Annotated in this window: 14 protein-coding genes; 11 read left to right on the forward strand and 3 right to left on the reverse strand. The window is 63.0% G+C overall.

The window, feature by feature from the left end:
- Positions 1 to 4 precede the first annotated feature (4 nt).
- The 4 genes from K3178_RS06970 (at position 5) to K3178_RS06985 (ending at position 3705) form a co-directional block, all read left to right on the forward strand.
- Positions 5 to 904 carry a TraB/GumN family protein gene (locus K3178_RS06970; protein WP_221570609.1) on the forward strand — a complete coding sequence of 300 codons (900 nt, stop codon included), beginning with the start codon at positions 5 to 7 and terminating at the stop codon, positions 902 to 904.
- A gap of 165 nt (positions 905 to 1069) precedes the next feature.
- Positions 1070 to 1768, forward strand: a complete 699-nt coding sequence (locus tag K3178_RS06975; RefSeq protein ID WP_221570610.1) for a 50S ribosomal protein L25/general stress protein Ctc — start codon at positions 1070 to 1072, stop codon at positions 1766 to 1768.
- 331 nt (positions 1769 to 2099) lie between these two features.
- Positions 2100 to 2669 carry an aminoacyl-tRNA hydrolase gene (gene pth / locus K3178_RS06980; protein ID WP_221570611.1) on the forward strand — a complete coding sequence of 190 codons (570 nt, stop codon included), beginning with the start codon at positions 2100 to 2102 and terminating at the stop codon, positions 2667 to 2669.
- Between the two features lie 34 nt (positions 2670 to 2703).
- The gene (locus K3178_RS06985) at positions 2704 to 3705 is read left to right on the forward strand and encodes an SDR family oxidoreductase (protein WP_221570612.1); all 1002 of its coding nucleotides are present in this window, start codon (positions 2704 to 2706) and stop codon (positions 3703 to 3705) included.
- Positions 3706 to 3707: 2 nt separating this feature from the next.
- Here K3178_RS06985 and K3178_RS06990 read toward each other — a convergent pair whose 3' ends face one another.
- Positions 3708 to 6065, reverse strand: a complete 2358-nt coding sequence (locus K3178_RS06990; RefSeq protein ID WP_221570613.1) for a zinc-dependent metalloprotease — start codon at positions 6063 to 6065, stop codon at positions 3708 to 3710.
- Between the two features lie 141 nt (positions 6066 to 6206).
- Here K3178_RS06990 and ychF point away from each other — a divergent pair, with 141 nt between their 5' ends.
- The 6 genes from ychF (at position 6207) to K3178_RS07020 (ending at position 11545) form a co-directional block, all read left to right on the forward strand.
- On the forward strand, positions 6207 to 7307 hold the full coding sequence (gene ychF / locus K3178_RS06995) for a redox-regulated ATPase YchF (protein ID WP_221570614.1): 1101 nt from the start codon (positions 6207 to 6209) through the stop codon (positions 7305 to 7307).
- Between the two features lie 18 nt (positions 7308 to 7325).
- A complete protein-coding gene (locus tag K3178_RS07000; protein WP_221570615.1) occupies positions 7326 to 8591 on the forward strand; it encodes an alkaline phosphatase family protein in 1266 nt (421 codons plus the stop codon).
- A 63-nt stretch (positions 8592 to 8654) separates the two neighbouring features.
- The gene (locus K3178_RS07005) at positions 8655 to 9479 is read left to right on the forward strand and encodes a DUF1206 domain-containing protein (protein ID WP_221570616.1); all 825 of its coding nucleotides are present in this window, start codon (positions 8655 to 8657) and stop codon (positions 9477 to 9479) included.
- 29 nt (positions 9480 to 9508) lie between these two features.
- Positions 9509 to 10312: a DUF1206 domain-containing protein gene (locus K3178_RS07010; protein ID WP_221570617.1), complete on the forward strand. Its 804-nt coding sequence runs from the start codon at positions 9509 to 9511 to the stop codon at positions 10310 to 10312.
- A 10-nt stretch (positions 10313 to 10322) separates the two neighbouring features.
- Positions 10323 to 11072 (forward strand): MauE/DoxX family redox-associated membrane protein, encoded by a 750-nt coding sequence (locus tag K3178_RS07015; protein ID WP_221570618.1) that lies wholly within the window; start codon positions 10323 to 10325, stop codon positions 11070 to 11072.
- 14 nt (positions 11073 to 11086) lie between these two features.
- Complete coding sequence (locus K3178_RS07020) at positions 11087 to 11545, forward strand: MaoC family dehydratase (RefSeq protein WP_221570619.1); 459 nt, start codon at positions 11087 to 11089, stop codon at positions 11543 to 11545.
- 1 nt (position 11546) lies between these two features.
- On the opposite strand, the gene K3178_RS07025 is transcribed toward K3178_RS07020, so the two are convergent.
- Together K3178_RS07025 and mutL are read right to left on the reverse strand one after the other, a co-directional pair.
- Positions 11547 to 12038 (reverse strand): hypothetical protein, encoded by a 492-nt coding sequence (locus K3178_RS07025; RefSeq protein ID WP_221570620.1) that lies wholly within the window; start codon positions 12036 to 12038, stop codon positions 11547 to 11549.
- Positions 12038 to 13840: a DNA mismatch repair endonuclease MutL gene (gene mutL / locus K3178_RS07030; protein ID WP_221570621.1), complete on the reverse strand. Its 1803-nt coding sequence runs from the start codon at positions 13838 to 13840 to the stop codon at positions 12038 to 12040. The genes K3178_RS07025 and mutL overlap by 1 nt, the downstream gene beginning before the upstream one ends.
- A gap of 196 nt (positions 13841 to 14036) precedes the next feature.
- Here mutL and K3178_RS07035 point away from each other — a divergent pair, with 196 nt between their 5' ends.
- Complete coding sequence (locus K3178_RS07035) at positions 14037 to 15080, forward strand: rod shape-determining protein (RefSeq protein ID WP_221570622.1); 1044 nt, start codon at positions 14037 to 14039, stop codon at positions 15078 to 15080.
- The last annotated feature ends 3 nt before the right edge of the window (positions 15081 to 15083 follow it).

Consider the following 15083-nt stretch of genomic DNA (forward strand, 5'->3'; position numbering starts at 1 on the left):
TCCGATGAAACGTTTCCTGCTTGCCTCCTGCACCTCCGTCGCGCTAGCGCTCGGCAGCTTCTCGCCCGCACTTGCCGAAGATGCCGTGGTCGAAAGCACGTCCGAAGGTCCGGCCCTCTGGAAGGTCGCCGATGAGGACACCACCATCTACCTGTTCGGCACCGTCCATGTCCTTCCCAAAGACGTGAAGTGGTTCGGCGGCGACATCGCCGAAGCGCTGGAAAGCGCCGATACGCTGGTCACCGAAATTCCCGCCGATGCGATGAAGGATCCGGCGCTGCAGGCCTCGGTCATGCAGAAGGCCATGCTGCCCGAAGGCCATACCCTTCGCGGGATGCTCTCGGACGAAGACCGTGCGGTTTATGAAGAAGCGCTCGGCAAGCTTGGCATGCCCCCGGGCGCCTTCGACCGTTTCGAGCCGTGGTTCGCCGGGATGACCCTCTCGGTCCTGCCGTTGATGAAGGAAGGCTATGACGCGGAAAGCGGGGTCGAGAAGGTTGTCGAGGCTGCCGCCAGCGAAACCGCCCAGCGCGGCGCGCTCGAGACGGCGGACGAGCAGATCGACCTGTTCGATACCCTGCCGCCCGAAAGCCAGGTCGAATTCCTGATGTCTGCCGCCCGCGATATCGATGGCCTTGTCGCCATGATGGACGAGATGGTCGCCGAATGGCTCGAAGGCGATGCAGACGAGCTGGCCGCGATCATGAACCGCGAGATGACCGATCCCGCGCTCGCCGCAGCGCTGCTCTACAATCGCAACGAGCGCTGGGCGGAATGGATCGACGAGCGCCTCGAACAGCCCGGAGCGGTCTTTATCGCGGTGGGCGCAGGCCATCTGGCAGGCGAAAAGAGCGTGCAGGATTACCTCGTCTCGCGCGATATCGAAGTCACTCGCGTCCAGTAAGACGGGCCACGAGTTCAAGGGAGCCTCTCGTCGCTAGTCGGCGGGAGGCTTCTTGCTTGCATTTCGCGGCCCGCACGCTATAGGCGCGCGCTTCGGCGTCATGGTCATCCCTGGAGGCGTGGCGGACCGAACTTGTAAATCAATGCATTTCGAAAGGTAAGCGACATGAGCGATGCTCTGACACTTCCGGCCGAGACGCGCGAACGGGCTGGCAAGGGAGCCTCCCGTGCACTGCGTCGCGAAGGCCGTGTCCCCGCTGTCATCTATGGCGGCAAGGAAGAACCCACCCTGATCCACGTCGAAGCCAAGGAACTGGTTCGCCAGCTCGGCACCGGCCACTTCATGAACTCGATCGTCGAGATCGAACTGGGTGGCAAGAAGATCAAGACGCTTCCCAAGGACGTGTCGCTTCACCCCGTCAACGACCGCCCCGAGCACGTCGACTTCCTCCGCATGGTCAAGGGCGGCAAGATCGAAGTCCATGTTCCGGTGGTCTTCATCAACGAAGAAGCTTCGCCGGGCCTCAAGAAGGGCGGCGTCCTGAACGTTGTCCGTCACGAACTCGACCTGATCTGCGAAAACGACAAGATCCCGGGCGAAATCGAAATCGACGTCACCGGCAAGGAAGTCGGCGATTCGATCCACATCAGCGAAGTCACGCTGCCTGAAGGTGCCGAAAGCGCCATCACCGACCGCGACTTCACCATCGCCACCCTCGTCGCACCGTCGGCGCTCAAGAAGAGCGAAGGCGCCGAAGGCGAAGACCAGACCGGCGAAGACATGGAAGCTGGCGAAACCGCCGCGACCGAACAGGGTCCGGACGACGACGCTGCCGACGAACAGGAAGCGAAAAGCGAAGACTAATTTCGCCTCGCAAATCACCAAGAACGCCGGGTCCCTCACGGGGCTCGGCGTTTTTTGTTTGCGCCCTCGAACGCCGGGCGCCGCACGTCCGAGCGGTTTGGCTTCGGCCTGACCGGCCAACGCGCAGTCGCGCTTTGGCTGCCGCGTCCAAGGATGGGATTTTCTAAACGGCGTCGCTCCGGTCCGCGACCAGCGGACTGCAAGGGCGACCGCCCGCCCGCAGCGGGTGCAGCTTGCTGCACATCTAGCGAGGACGCAACGACGGAGGTCGGTGCGAAAAACAAGGACTGCGGCGCTTGAGGCACAGACCAAACACCCCTAACTCGCGCAAATGCAAATCTGGACAGGCCTCGGAAATCCCGGACCGCAATATGCGATGCACCGCCATAACATCGGGTTCATGGTGTGCGACGCCATTGCCGAAATCCACGGCTTCGGCCCGGTGCAGAAGAAGTTCTCCGGCTGGGCTCAGGAAGGTCGCATTGGCGGCGAGAAGATCGTTCTGCTGAAGCCTGCGACCTATATGAACGAGAGCGGCCGCGCGGTCGGCGAGGCGATGCGCTTCTACAAGCTCGACGTCGAAGACCTCACGGTCTTTCACGACGAACTCGACCTCGCGCCCTTCAAGGTGAAGGTACGCCGCGGCGGGGGGCTCGCGGGCCACAACGGCCTGCGTTCGATCAACCAGCACCTCGGCCCCGATTTCCGCCGCGTGCGCATCGGGATCGGCCATCCGGGCAGCAAGGACCGCGTGACCGGCTATGTGCTCGGCAACTACGCCAAGGCGGAAATGGACGATCTCGTCGGAATGCTCGGCGCGATCGGTGCAGAGGCCGAATGGCTGGCCAAGGGCGACGACGTGCGGTTCATGAACGATATTGCGCTCAGGATGCAGGAATGATTTGCTAGGGCCGCCTTCAGGAGGAGACCCGATCATGCCCAATTTCGACCGCCGCACCCTGCTCGCCGGAGCTGCCGCAACGGGCGCGATCGCCGTCGCAGCCCGTGCCGCACAGGATGACAAGGTAGAGGCCGCTGCACCCGACCTTTCCGGCAAGGCAATCCTCATTACCGGTTGCTCATCGGGCTTCGGCCGCCTTTCCGCAGAGCATTTCGCGCGGCTCGGCGCGACCGTCTTCGCGACCATGCGGAACACCCCGCGTCCCGAAGCCGAAGAACTGCAGCAACTGGCCAGCGACGAAAAGCTCGATATCCGCGTGATGCGTCTCGACGTGCTGCTCGACAACGAAGTCGCCGATGCCGTCGGCGGGGCGGAGCGCGAGATCGGCCGCGGGCTCGACGTGCTGGTCAACAATGCCGGTCTCGGCATTACCGGTCCGGTCGAGGTCCAGGACATGGAGGCGACCAGGCTTGCCTTCGACACCAACGTGTTCGGCTATCATCGCATGGTGCGAGCGGTCCTGCCCAATATGCGCCAGCGCAAGCAAGGGCATATCTTCCAGATTTCGAGCCAGCTCGGCCGCGTTATCGTCCCTTTCGCAGGGCACTATTCCGCCACCAAGTTCGCGGTTGAAGCGATGGGCGAGCAGCTGGCCTATGAACTCGTGCCGCATGGTATCGGGGTGACGGTGATCGAGCCCGGCGGCTATCCGACCAAGGTCTGGGTCAATCGCAACCGCTACACGACCGAGCTCAAGGAACGCTCGCTCCAGATGCATCTCGACGGTTACCCGCAGGTGGTCGAACGGATGGGCAAGGAAGACGGTTCGTCGCGCACGGCCGATCCGATGGACATTCCCCGTGCGATGGCGAAGGTCCTTGGCATGCCCCAAGGTACCCGTCCGGTGCGGCTGCCGGTCAGCGGTGGCGGCATCCCGCAAACCGCGATCAACGAGGTTTGCGCGAAAACGCAGGTCGAATGGCTGGGCCAATCGCCCGCGCTAGGCCCGCTAGTGCGCGCCGTTCACAACACCTGATATCAGCCGATCGGCATGCCCGGCGGGACCGCCGGAAGCAGTTGCTCGCTAGCGAGTGCGGCGGTCAGCCTGTCGTTGTCGGACAGCAGAGAACCCAGCCCGCGGCGCCAATCGGCTTCCTCACTCCCGCCCGAAGAGCGCGAAAGGCGTTCCGCCCAGCGCGAGAGCTGCCCGTCGATCTGGAACGCGATCGAGCGCGAGAGACCGCCTTCGCGTGCCGTTTTGGCAAGGTCGAGCGCGATGGTCGTGGCGATCCTGCGCCCGACTGCCCCTTCGGCGGCCAGACCGTCGGCGCGCGCAATCAGGCGCATTGCCACGTCATGCGCCGAAGGTACGCTGCTGTTGCTCGCATGCTGCATCTCGAGACGGTTCAGACGCTGCGGATCGAGCAGGCTGTCGAGCACGTGCACCGCGCCGATCTCGGTCGCGCGCAGGCTATCGAACACCGGCCCGCCCGCCAGCGGCATGACTTCGATGGTGGTCGAATAATCGTAATCGGTCGCCGGGCCATATGACAGTAGCGGCTGGAGGCGAGCGGGCACGGTAAGCGCATCGACCGAGAGCGCGCCAAGCAAAGCCTCCAGCGCCGCCTGCTGCGCGTCGGCCGGTACGGTCTCGACCGGCATGGTATCGCCGCGAAGGGCATTGGGCGTGATCATCCCGCCCAGCGCCTTCGCGGCCGCTTCAATCTGATACCGATGTAGCAGCCAAATCGGAACGAAGGCGCGGCGAAGGCTGGCCAAATCCTGCCCTTGGGGGATCGCGCCCACATCGAAGCGCGCCAACGCGGCCTTGCGCACGCTCATGACCCGCGCCAGCTCTGTCACCGGGTCAGCGAAATCGTCCCACAGCGAGCCCTCGGGATTCGCTGCATCGGTACCGCGCGCATCGCTGTCGCCCACAAAGCGAAGCCCCCTTGCCTGCGCCTCCTGCACCATGGCGCGGGCTTCGGCTTCGTCGCTCGCCGCATAAAGATAGCGGATGGCGAATTTGTCCCATTCGCCCACGCCCACGCCATAGGCATCCCGAATGCTCGGTCGGCCATCGACCAGTTCGACGCGCGGCGCGGGATAGTCCATTACCGAGTAACGACCCTGCGAACTCGCCGCGAAATTGTGCGCAAGGCCCAGGGTGTGACCCACCTCATGTGCGCCCAGTTGCCGGATGCGAGCGAGCGCGGCGGGCACGGGATCGTCGGGATCGCCAGTGTCGGTCAGGCCCGCCCCCACCAGTGCCTGAAAGATGAGGATATCCTGGCGCACTCGCAGCGAGCCAAGCATGACGCTACCCTTCAGGATTTCCCCAGTGCGCGGATCGATGATGCTCGGCCCATAGGACCATCCCCGCGTCGCCCGGTTGACCCAGTTCACCACGTTGTAGCGCATGTCGAGCGGGTCGATATCGGGAGGCAGAACGTCCACGCGGAATGCATCGACGAAGCCCGCCTCGTCGAAGGCCTCGGCCCACCAGCCCACCCCGTCGATCAAAGCCTGCCTGACCGGCTCGGGCGCAGCTCCATCGACGTAATATACGATCGGCTCCTTCACCGGCGAGCGCGCGGCCGAGGGATCGACCTTCTCAAGCCTGTGACGCTCGGCCAGCTTCCTGAGCATGGACCGACCGAGCGGTGCCGAGAAATCGTAGCGATGGGTGCTGAACGTGAAATTGTAGGGATCGACGCGCGGCTCCATCGGATCGGAAGGCAATTTCACCAGCGAATGGCGAACCCAAAGCGCAATCGTGCCGCCGTCGGGTGAGACATTGCGCAGTTCGGCAGGCGCGCTTTTGCTCTTGAAACTGAGCATGGCGGAGAATTCGGCATTCTCCGGAAAGACCTTGACCCGCGCGGGATCGGCCAGCGAGCCATCCTTGTTAAGTTCGTACCCTTCGCCAAGCTGTTTCGCGAAACCGAAGTGATCCATCGCCAAGAAGGGCGAGAAATCGAAACTGATGCTTCCATCCCTCCCCGTTTCGACGATATCTCCGACCCAGAGCGTCGCCGTAGGAAAACTGTTTGCCACCGAGTCCTGCTGCGCCTGCGATCCCGAGGGGGCGTAGAAGCGCGTGTTTTCGAGTTCCGCGACGATCTTCTTGCCCATCCGCCGGAAGCGCACGATGCCGGTGGTCAGAGGCGCGCCGCGATCGACGCTTGTCGCAGCCGAACCGACACCGGTCTCGATTTGCGCGACATAAAGATAGCGTCCCGCCACTCCCTCCGCGTCCGGCCTCGGCAATGTCAGGGTGATGGTCCCTTCTTCCACCGCGGCGTTCACGTCGAGCAGATCGTCTTCCGCCTTTGCAGGCGAGGCAGCTAGCACGGTTGCCAGCGCGAAGGACGCGGCGAAAGCGAGATGGCGCATGATTGAACTTCCCCTTGATTGCGCCGGGCACACTATCACCGCTTCGCCCGCTGTCGAGCCGCCCACAATGCCAGAGCGCGCTTCCCCTCTTGGCGCAGAGGCGCTAAGGGCGCGGCCACATTCTATTTTCCGGAGTTATCGATGGGTTTCCGTTGCGGGATCGTCGGCCTGCCGAATGTCGGCAAGTCCACCCTTTTCAATGCATTGACCGAAACGCAGGCTGCACAGGCCGCGAATTATCCGTTCTGCACGATCGAGCCTAATGTCGGCCAGGTCTCGGTGCCCGACGAACGGCTCGACAAGATTGCCGCAATCGCAGGGTCGGCCAAGATCATCCCGACGCAGCTGGCCTTCGTCGATATCGCCGGCCTCGTGAAAGGCGCGAGCCAGGGCGAAGGCCTCGGCAACCAGTTCCTCGGCAATATCCGCGAGGTCGACGCCATCGTCCATGTGCTGCGTTGCTTCGAGGATGACGATATCCAGCATGTCGCCAACAAGGTCGATCCGATCACCGATGCCGAAGTGGTCGAAACCGAGCTGATGCTGGCCGATCTCGAGAGCCTCGAAAAGCGCGTGCCGGCAGCGGAAAAACGCGCGACCGGCGGCGACAAGGAAGCAAAGATCATCGCCAGCGTGCTGGGACAGGCACTCGGCCTGCTGCGCGACGGAAAGCCCGCCCGCCTGACCGAACCCAATGACGAAGAAGAAGCGCGCGTCCTGCGCCAGGCACAGTTGCTGACCGCCAAGCCCGTTCTCTATGTCTGCAATGTGGGCGAGGAAGATGCGGCCAAGGGCAATGCACTGTCCGATCTCGTGTTCGAGAAGGCCAAGGCCGAAGGCGCACAGGCCGTCGTGGTTTCGGCCGCCATCGAAAGCGAACTGGTAGCGATGGAAGCCGAAGACCGCGCCGAATACCTTGCCGAACTGGGGCTGGAGGAAAGCGGCCTCAGCCGCGTCATCAAGGCGGGCTACAGGCTCCTCGGCCTGAACACCTTCTTCACCGCCGGCCCCAAGGAAGCGCGCGCATGGACCTTCCCCGAAGGTGCCAAGGCTCCGCAGGCCGCAGGCGAGATCCACACCGATTTCGAACGCGGCTTCATCCGCGCCGAGACCATAGCCTATGACGATTTCATAGCGCTCAATGGCGAAAGCGGCGCGCGCGAGGCCGGCAAGTTGCGCCAGGAAGGCAAGGAATACCTCGTAAAGGACGGCGACGTCTTGCTGTTCAAGTTCAACGTCTAAACTGCCCGGAAGGTCGCCATGAACAAGCTCGTCGCTGCCCTCGCCCTCGGATTTGCGGCAATCCTTCCGGCTTGCGCGCCGCAGGTCGAGAGCGTCTCCGCAGTGCAAGCGGAACAGCGCGAGCCGGTGACCATTCTCGTGGCGATCGACGGTTTCCACCCGAGCTATCTCGAGCGCGGGCTGACCCCGACGCTGTCGCATCTTGCAGAGACCGGCGTCTCCGCACCGATGCGCCCGTCCTTCCCCACCAAGACCTTCCCTAATTTCTATACACTGGTGACCGGGCTCGTGCCCGATCATCACGGCATCACGGCCAACAAGATGGAAGATGCCTCGCGTCCCGGCGATGTGTTCACGCAGGCCAATGTCGATCCCTATTGGTGGAGCGAGGCCAAACCGCTGTGGGTCGAGGCCGAACAGGCGGGCATTCGCAGCGCAGCGATGTTCTGGCCGGGATCGGCGGTTCCCTGGGGCGGCACCGCAAAACGATGGGGACCGGTGGAAGACGGCATCCTGCCGAGCGACTGGCAGGCCTTCTCGATGCAGGTTTCGAACACGCAGCGAGTAAACTCGGTGCTCGACTGGCTACGGCGGCCGGAGGACATCCGCCCCGAATTCGTGACGCTCTATTTCGACACCATCGATACCGCCGGTCATGATGCCGGCCCGGTCGGCGAGGAAATCGAAGCCGCGCTGCGCGATGTCGATGGCCATATCGCGAATCTCGTCAGCGGTCTCGAGAAGCTCGGCCAGCCAGCCAATATCGTGATCGTATCCGACCACGGCATGGCTCCTACCAGCTCGGAACGGGTAATCGCTCTCGACGAGGTGGTGGACAGCTCGCTTTATCGCCTGATCGAGGCTGGCGCTTACGCCACGTTCGAGCCCGCCGAAGGCAAGACCCGCGAATTCCGCGAAGCCATCCTTGCCGATCACGAGCACATGACGTGCTGGGCCAAGGGCGATATTCCCGAGCGCTACAAGTACGGTACGCACCGCCGCATCCCGCCTTATTTCTGCCTTCCGGAAACCGGCTGGACGATTGCGACCTCCGCCCCGACCACGAACTGGACCGGCGGCAACCATGGCTACGACAATTACGCGCCCGAGATGCAGGCCATCTTCATTGCCAACGGCCCGGAATTCGCCGAGGGTTTGACGCTGCCAATCTTCGACAACACGGCGGTCGCGCCGCTGCTACGCCGTGTGATCGGATTAGCCCCGAGCGCAAAGGCCGACGGCGACCCCGATGCCCTGCTTCCGGCAATCCGGATAACTTACTAGGCCCGCACGCGGAACGCATCGCCCTCCCCTGCCGTTAGGCATTAAAACAAGGGGAGTTTCCTGGTGGTAGACAAATCCGAAAAGTTCAGCTGGCTCGTCAGGGTCGGCTATTTCAGCCGTGCAATCCTTTATTTCGTGCTCGGCCTCGTCGCGCTCACCAGCGCCGGCAAGATTGCCGAAGGCACGAACGGTATCTTTCGCGCGATCAACGATTTTCCGGGCGGCAATCTGATTCTCTGGATCATGGTCATCGGCCTTTTCGCTTACGCCCTGTTCCGTTTCTGCTCGCCGCTGTTCGACATCGAGAACCAGGGTAGTGACAGCAAAGGCTGGGCCAAGCGCATTGGCCATGCCGGTAGCGGTATCGCCCACCTTGCTCTCGCTTATTCGGCGTTTCAGTTTGCCGGCCGCGATACGGGCGAAGCCGCAAGTGGCTCTGGTGGAAGCGGTGGCGGAGGCGCGCAGGAAGCAGCCTCGGGCGTGTTGTCGATGGAGTTCGGTGGAGCCCTCCTCGGGATCCTCGGCGTAGCATTCTTCATCGCCGCCATCTTCCAGGTGAAGAAGGGCATAACCGGTGAATTCATGAACCGGATCAGCGGGCAGGCTCCTTCCGCCACGCGCTGGCTGGGCGGTGCGGGATATGTCGCGCGCGGCGTGGTCTATACGGTGATCGGATGGTCGCTCTTCAAGGCAGGCTTCATGTCCAGCGGCGCGAGCCAGGTGAAGACCCTCGGCGATGCCGTCGCCAGCCTCGCGGGCGAAGGCTTCATCTTCACGCTGACCGCGATCGGCCTGATGCTGTTCGGCCTCTTCAGCCTCGTGCTGGCGCGCTACCGCATCATACCCGACCTCGACGAGCAGGCCGGCGTGCCGCAGTTTCGCGCCTGACGCGATCCACGACAAGGGACGCACCGGCCGTGGTGGACAAATCCGAAAAGTTCAGCTGGCTGGTGCGGACCGGGTTCGCCGCGAGAGGCATCACCTACCTGCTGCTTGGCTATATTGCGCTCGATGCGCGCAGCGATATCGAAGGAGGCGGCAGCGCGGTTTACGAATACTTGCAGGAAGTGCCCCTGGGGACACCGATCCTGTGGGTAATGACCGTCGGCCTGCTGGCCTATGTCGCGTTTCGCGCGATGTGTGCGATCAGCGATCTCCAGCATCGCGGTGCTGATTTTACCGGCATCCTGAAGCGGATTGGCGATGGGGCAAGCGCGGTAGCGCACCTGTTCCTCGCCTATGCCTGTTACCAGTTCGCGGCTTGGGAAAAGCGTAGCAGCGAGGGCGAAAGCGGCGGGCAGGAGATGGCCGGATCGATCCTGCAAATGGAGATCGGCTGGGTCCTGATAATCGTGGTCGGTCTCGGCTTTCTGGTCGGCTCTTTCATGCAGGCCAAGACCGCCGTTACTGCGCATTTCATGAACCGCATCAGTTCGAGTGCTCCCGCCATCACCAAGCCGATCGGACGGGCCGGCCATGCCGCCCGCGCCGTCGTCTTTCTCCTGATCGGCTGGTCGATGGTGCGCGGGGCCTGGGCCGAAAGCGAGGAGCGCGTGCAGGGTCTTGGGGCAGCCATCATCTCGCTGCGCGACACGGGCTATATCTTCAATATCGTGGCAATCGGGCTGATCATGTTCGGCATCTTCAGCCTCTTCACCGCGCGCTACCGGATCATTCCGGATTTCGGCCCCGAGGGGTTGAAACCGCATTTCCGCGCCTGACATTGACCGCATGAGCAAGCCGCAAAAGATCGCCTGCCTCTATCGGATGAAGATGGACAAGCATGTCTGTCCCTACGGTATCAAGTCGAAATGGCTGTTGGAACGCGAAGGCTTTGCGGTGGAGGATCATCCGCTCACGACCCGCGAACAGGTCGATGCCTTCAAGGCCGAGCACGGCGTGCAGACCACGCCGCAGAGCTTCCTCGGCGATCAGCGGATCGGCGGTTACACCGACCTCCGCAAGCATTTCGGCTATGACAAGGAAACCGACAGCGACACCAGCTACACGCCTGTGACTGCCGTTTTCGCTGTGGGGGCTGCGCTGGCCGTCGCACTCAGCCTGTTCGTATACAGCGCGCCCTTCACCATCCGCACCGGCGAATGGTTCGTCGCCTTTTCCATGGCCATGCTCGCGATGCTGAAACTGCAGGATGTCGAACAGTTCTCGACCATGTTCGTCGGCTACGATCTCTTGGGGCGCAGGTTCGTGCCCTATGCCTATGCCTACCCCTTCCTCGAAGCCACGGCCGCGGTGCTGATGGCCGGACGCATCCTGCCATGGCTCTCGATCCCGATCGCCCTGGTCATCGGCACGATCGGTGCGGTGAGCGTCTTCTACGCGGTCTATATCCAGAAGCGTTCGATCAAATGCGCCTGCGTCGGTGGCAGCGGCAATGTCCCGCTTGGTTTCGTCTCGCTGACCGAGAACCTGGCGATGATCGGCATGGCGGTTTGGATGTTGCTTCGCCCGATGGTCTAGGCCAAGCAACCGAGATGATTTTCTACGAAGACATGGAAGTCGGCATGACCCGCAGCTTCGGCGGCTACGAGGTCACGCGGGAAGAAGTCATCGAGTTCGCCTCAAAATACGATCCGCAACCTTTCCATCTCGACGATGAGGCCGCCGCGCAAACCCATTTCGGGCGCATCTCGGCCAGCGGCTGGCATACCTGCTCGATGACCATGCGGATGATGGTCGACAACATGATGAACGAAAAGTCCGCCGGACTCGGTTCTCCCGGTGTGGACCAGTTGCGCTGGAAAAAACCCGTTTATCCCGGCGATACGCTGCGCTGCGAAACCGAGATCATCGAGAAACGCCGCAGCGCCTCACGGCCAGAAATGGGCATCTTCAAAAGCCTGATCCGCACGTTCAACCAGAACGACGAGATGGTGCTGGAAATGGTTTCGAACGCGCTGATCCGGACGCGCGATCCGCAAGGGACGGACTAACTCAGGCGCCGCACTGTACCGGGCCCTTCGCCTGATAAACCACATTGTCGTTGCCGTCCCGGACGGTAAGCTCACCGCGATAATCCGTGGTCTCGTAACCGCTCTGTTTCCCGCCTGCTTCGTCGAGATCGAGCGTGAAGGAATATTCGCGCCCGTCGTATTTTTGGCGGGCGAGGTAGGGCAATTCGGCGCTGCCCATGTCGGCTGCATGGATGAGCAGCTCACCCTTGCGGATGAGATAGCCTTTGTCCGCCATCGCGAGTGCCACTGTGCCAAGACCAGCACCGTCGGGGGTGAAGCTGCAGCCGGCACCGTAGAGATCGTATTTCTCGATTTCGCGATAACGGATCGGTTCGAGCGCAAGCTGCTCGGGCGGCGGCTCCTGGTTTGCTTCGACCTCGGCAATGTCGCGCTGGCGGGCGACTTCCTCTTCCTCGGCAGTAGGACCGCAGGCTACCAGAACCAGCGGTGCAGCAAGCAATATCCAGCGCATCAATGTCTCCCGAACAGCTTCTCGACATCTTCCATCGAGAGCTTAACCCACGTGGGCCGCCCATGGTTGCACTGCCCCGATCGCGGAGTGCGCTCCATTTCGCGCAGGAGGGCGTTCATCTCGTCGACGCGGAGGGTTCGCCCTGCCCTGACCGAGCCGTGGCAGGCCATGGTGGCGAGCACGAGGTCGAGCTTTTCGCCGAGGTGCAAGGCCTCGCCGTTCAAGGCGAGATCGTCGTCGATATCGCGCAGGAGCTTTTCGGGATCGGTACGCGCAATGGCGTGCGGCAGGCTGCGCACCAGCATGGCGGACGGACCGAAGCGCTCGATGGCAAGGCCGTGCTGCGCAAGCGTATCGGCGGCTTCCTCGAGCCGGTCGCAGCTGGTCTCCTCCAGCTCGACCACTTCGGGAATTAGCAGCGCCTGGCTGCGCTTGACCGCCTCTTCCGCACCCGCCGCCTTGAGCCGTTCGAGAACGAGGCGTTCATGCGCGGCATGCTGGTCGACTAGCACCAGTCCGTCTTTCGCTTCGGCAACGATATAGGTGTTGGCCACTTGCCCGCGCGCGACACCCAGCGGGAAGTCCTGGTCCTCTGCCGCGACCGGAGCCGCCTCTTCGGCACGGCCACGCGGGGCAGCCATGACTTCGGCTTCGTATCCGCGCCATGCCGCGCCTGCTTCTGACACGCGCGTTTGCGGCGCGGACCAGTCGCGGCCTTCGAAGATCGAGCGCAGCGCAGGTGAAGGCTCCTCGCGCGCCGGCTCCTGCTGCCAGCGAGACATGGCTCCCGCATCGGGCGATTGCGCGCTGCGCTTGTCGCCGGTGGCGAGCGCATTCCGCAGCCCAGACACGATGAAGCCGCGCACTGCCTGCGCATCGCGGAAGCGCACTTCGGTCTTGGCCGGATGGACGTTCACGTCCACTTCCTCGGGCGGCAATTCGAGGAACAGCGCGAGTACCGCGTGCCGGTCGCGTGCGAGCATGTCCGAATAGGCACCGCGCACTGCGCCCGTCAGCAACCGGTCCTTCACCGGGCGGCCGTTGACGAAAAGATATTGGTGATCGGCGATCCCGCGGTTGTAGGTCGGCAGGCCCGCGATCCCCGTCAGCCTCATGGCACCGCGCTCGAGGTCGATGGCAACGCCGTTGTCCTTGAGTTCGCGCGCTACGACCTGCGCCACGCGATTGGCGAGCCCTTCCCCGCCCTGCAGGCCGAGGATGCGGCGGTCGGCATGATCGAGCGTGATCGCAACATCGGGCCGCGCCATGGCAAGCCGCTTCACCACGTCGAGACATGCGGCATATTCGCTGCGCGGCGTGCGGAGGAATTTGCGGCGTGCGGGGATCTTGGCGAACAGGTTCTCGACCCGCACCCGCGTTCCGGGCGGCAATGCCGCAGGTCCCTCTGCCACCAGCTCGCCATGGTCGACAACGCGCTTCCAGCCCTGCTCCGCACCGTGTGGGCGGCTTTCGAGCGTAAAGCGCGCGACGCTGGCGATGCTTGGCAGCGCCTCGCCACGGAAGCCCAGTGTCGCCACTTGCTCGATCGCTTCGTCGGGCAATTTCGAGGTAGCATGACGCTCCAGCGCCAGCGCCATTTCATCGGGCGACATTCCACATCCGTCATCGGTGACTTCGAGGCTCGTCAGTCCGCCTTCGACCAGCTTCACTGCAATCCGCGAAGCGCCTGCGTCGATGGCATTTTCGACCAGTTCCTTGAGCGCGGAAGACGGGCGTTCGACCACCTCGCCAGCGGCGATGCGGTTGACCAGAGTATCGGGCAGGCGGCGTATTTCGGGCATGGACCGGCAACCATAGCGACGAAGCGCTGCGAATCCGAGACAAGAGGATTGCCTATCCCCCGCGAACCCTAAGGAAATTTTTGGCTTTCCGTGCGTAATATCGCTAAAGGACCGCCACCGTTTCCCCCCAAGGAATGCGACCGGCGACTCGCACCCGCTCGCAAACCCTCAGCATCACACGGAATTCGACAGTAAAATGGGCTTCTGGAACAACATCTTCAAATTCGGCGTGCAGAACATGGCGATCGACCTCGGTACCGCCAACACGCTGGTCTATGTGCAGGATCAGGGCATCGTCCTCAACGAGCCGAGCGTGGTCGCGCTCGAGTTCATCAACGGCCAGAAGCGCGTGAAGGCCGTGGGCGACGATGCGAAGATGATGATGGGCAAGACGCCCGATTCCATCGAAGCCATCCGACCGCTGCGCGACGGCGTGATCGCCGATCTCGACGTGGCCGAGGAGATGATCAAGCACTTCATCAAGAAGGTGAACGGTCGCCGCAGCCTGATGCGCTATCCCGAAATCACGATCTGCGTGCCCTCGGGTTCGACCTCGGTCGAGCGCCGCGCGATCCGCGATGCGGCATCGAATGCTGGCGCTTCGCAGGTCTACCTGATCCTCGAGCCCATGGCTGCCGCGATCGGCGCAGACATGCCGGTAACCGAACCGGTCGGCAGCATGGTCGTCGACATCGGCGGCGGCACGACCGAAGTTGCAGTCCTCTCGCTCCGTGGCCTTGCCTACACCACCTCGGTGCGCACCGGCGGCGACAAGATGGACGAAGCGATCGTCTCCTACGTCCGACGACACCACAACCTGCTGATCGGTGATGCAACTGCGGAGCGGATCAAGAAGGATTACGGCGTCGCTCGCCAGCCCGAAGACGGCACGGGCGAGCAGATCACCATCAAGGGCCGCGACCTCGTCAACGGCGTACCCAAGGAAATCACCATCAACCAGGGCCACATCGCCGAAGCGCTGTCCGAACCGATCGGCGCCATCGTCGAAGGCGTTCGTATCGCTCTGGAAAACACCGCTCCCGAACTCGCAGCGGACATTGTCGACCAGGGTATCGTGCTGACCGGCGGCGGCGCGCTGATCGGCGGACTGGACGAATATTTGCGCGACGAGACCGGCCTGCCCGTCACGATCGCGGAAGACCCGCTCAGCTGCGTGGCGATCGGCACCGGACGTGCTATGGAAGATCCGGTCTATCGCGGCGTGTTGATGACCGCATAAGGG

This window comes from Qipengyuania sphaerica, from assembly GCF_019711595.1.
Classification (GTDB): domain Bacteria; phylum Pseudomonadota; class Alphaproteobacteria; order Sphingomonadales; family Sphingomonadaceae; genus Qipengyuania; species Qipengyuania sphaerica.

Bases quoted from the DNA above. Each gene is read 5' to 3' on its own strand.
- pth (WP_221570611.1), top strand. From the start codon at position 2,100: ATGCAAATCTGGACAGGCCTCGGAAATCCCGGACCGCAATATGCGATG.
- ychF (WP_221570614.1), top strand. From the start codon at position 6,207: ATGGGTTTCCGTTGCGGGATCGTCGGCCTGCCGAATGTCGGCAAGTCC.
- K3178_RS06990 (WP_221570613.1), bottom strand. From the start codon at position 6,065: ATGCGCCATCTCGCTTTCGCCGCGTCCTTCGCGCTGGCAACCGTGCTA.
- K3178_RS07035 (WP_221570622.1), top strand. From the start codon at position 14,037: ATGGGCTTCTGGAACAACATCTTCAAATTCGGCGTGCAGAACATGGCG.
- K3178_RS07015 (WP_221570618.1), top strand. From the start codon at position 10,323: ATGAGCAAGCCGCAAAAGATCGCCTGCCTCTATCGGATGAAGATGGAC.
- mutL (WP_221570621.1), bottom strand. From the start codon at position 13,840: ATGCCCGAAATACGCCGCCTGCCCGATACTCTGGTCAACCGCATCGCC.
- K3178_RS07025 (WP_221570620.1), bottom strand. From the start codon at position 12,038: ATGCGCTGGATATTGCTTGCTGCACCGCTGGTTCTGGTAGCCTGCGGT.
- K3178_RS06985 (WP_221570612.1), top strand. From the start codon at position 2,704: ATGCCCAATTTCGACCGCCGCACCCTGCTCGCCGGAGCTGCCGCAACG.
- K3178_RS06970 (WP_221570609.1), top strand. From the start codon at position 5: ATGAAACGTTTCCTGCTTGCCTCCTGCACCTCCGTCGCGCTAGCGCTC.
- K3178_RS07000 (WP_221570615.1), top strand. From the start codon at position 7,326: ATGAACAAGCTCGTCGCTGCCCTCGCCCTCGGATTTGCGGCAATCCTT.
- K3178_RS06975 (WP_221570610.1), top strand. From the start codon at position 1,070: ATGAGCGATGCTCTGACACTTCCGGCCGAGACGCGCGAACGGGCTGGC.
- K3178_RS07020 (WP_221570619.1), top strand. From the start codon at position 11,087: ATGATTTTCTACGAAGACATGGAAGTCGGCATGACCCGCAGCTTCGGC.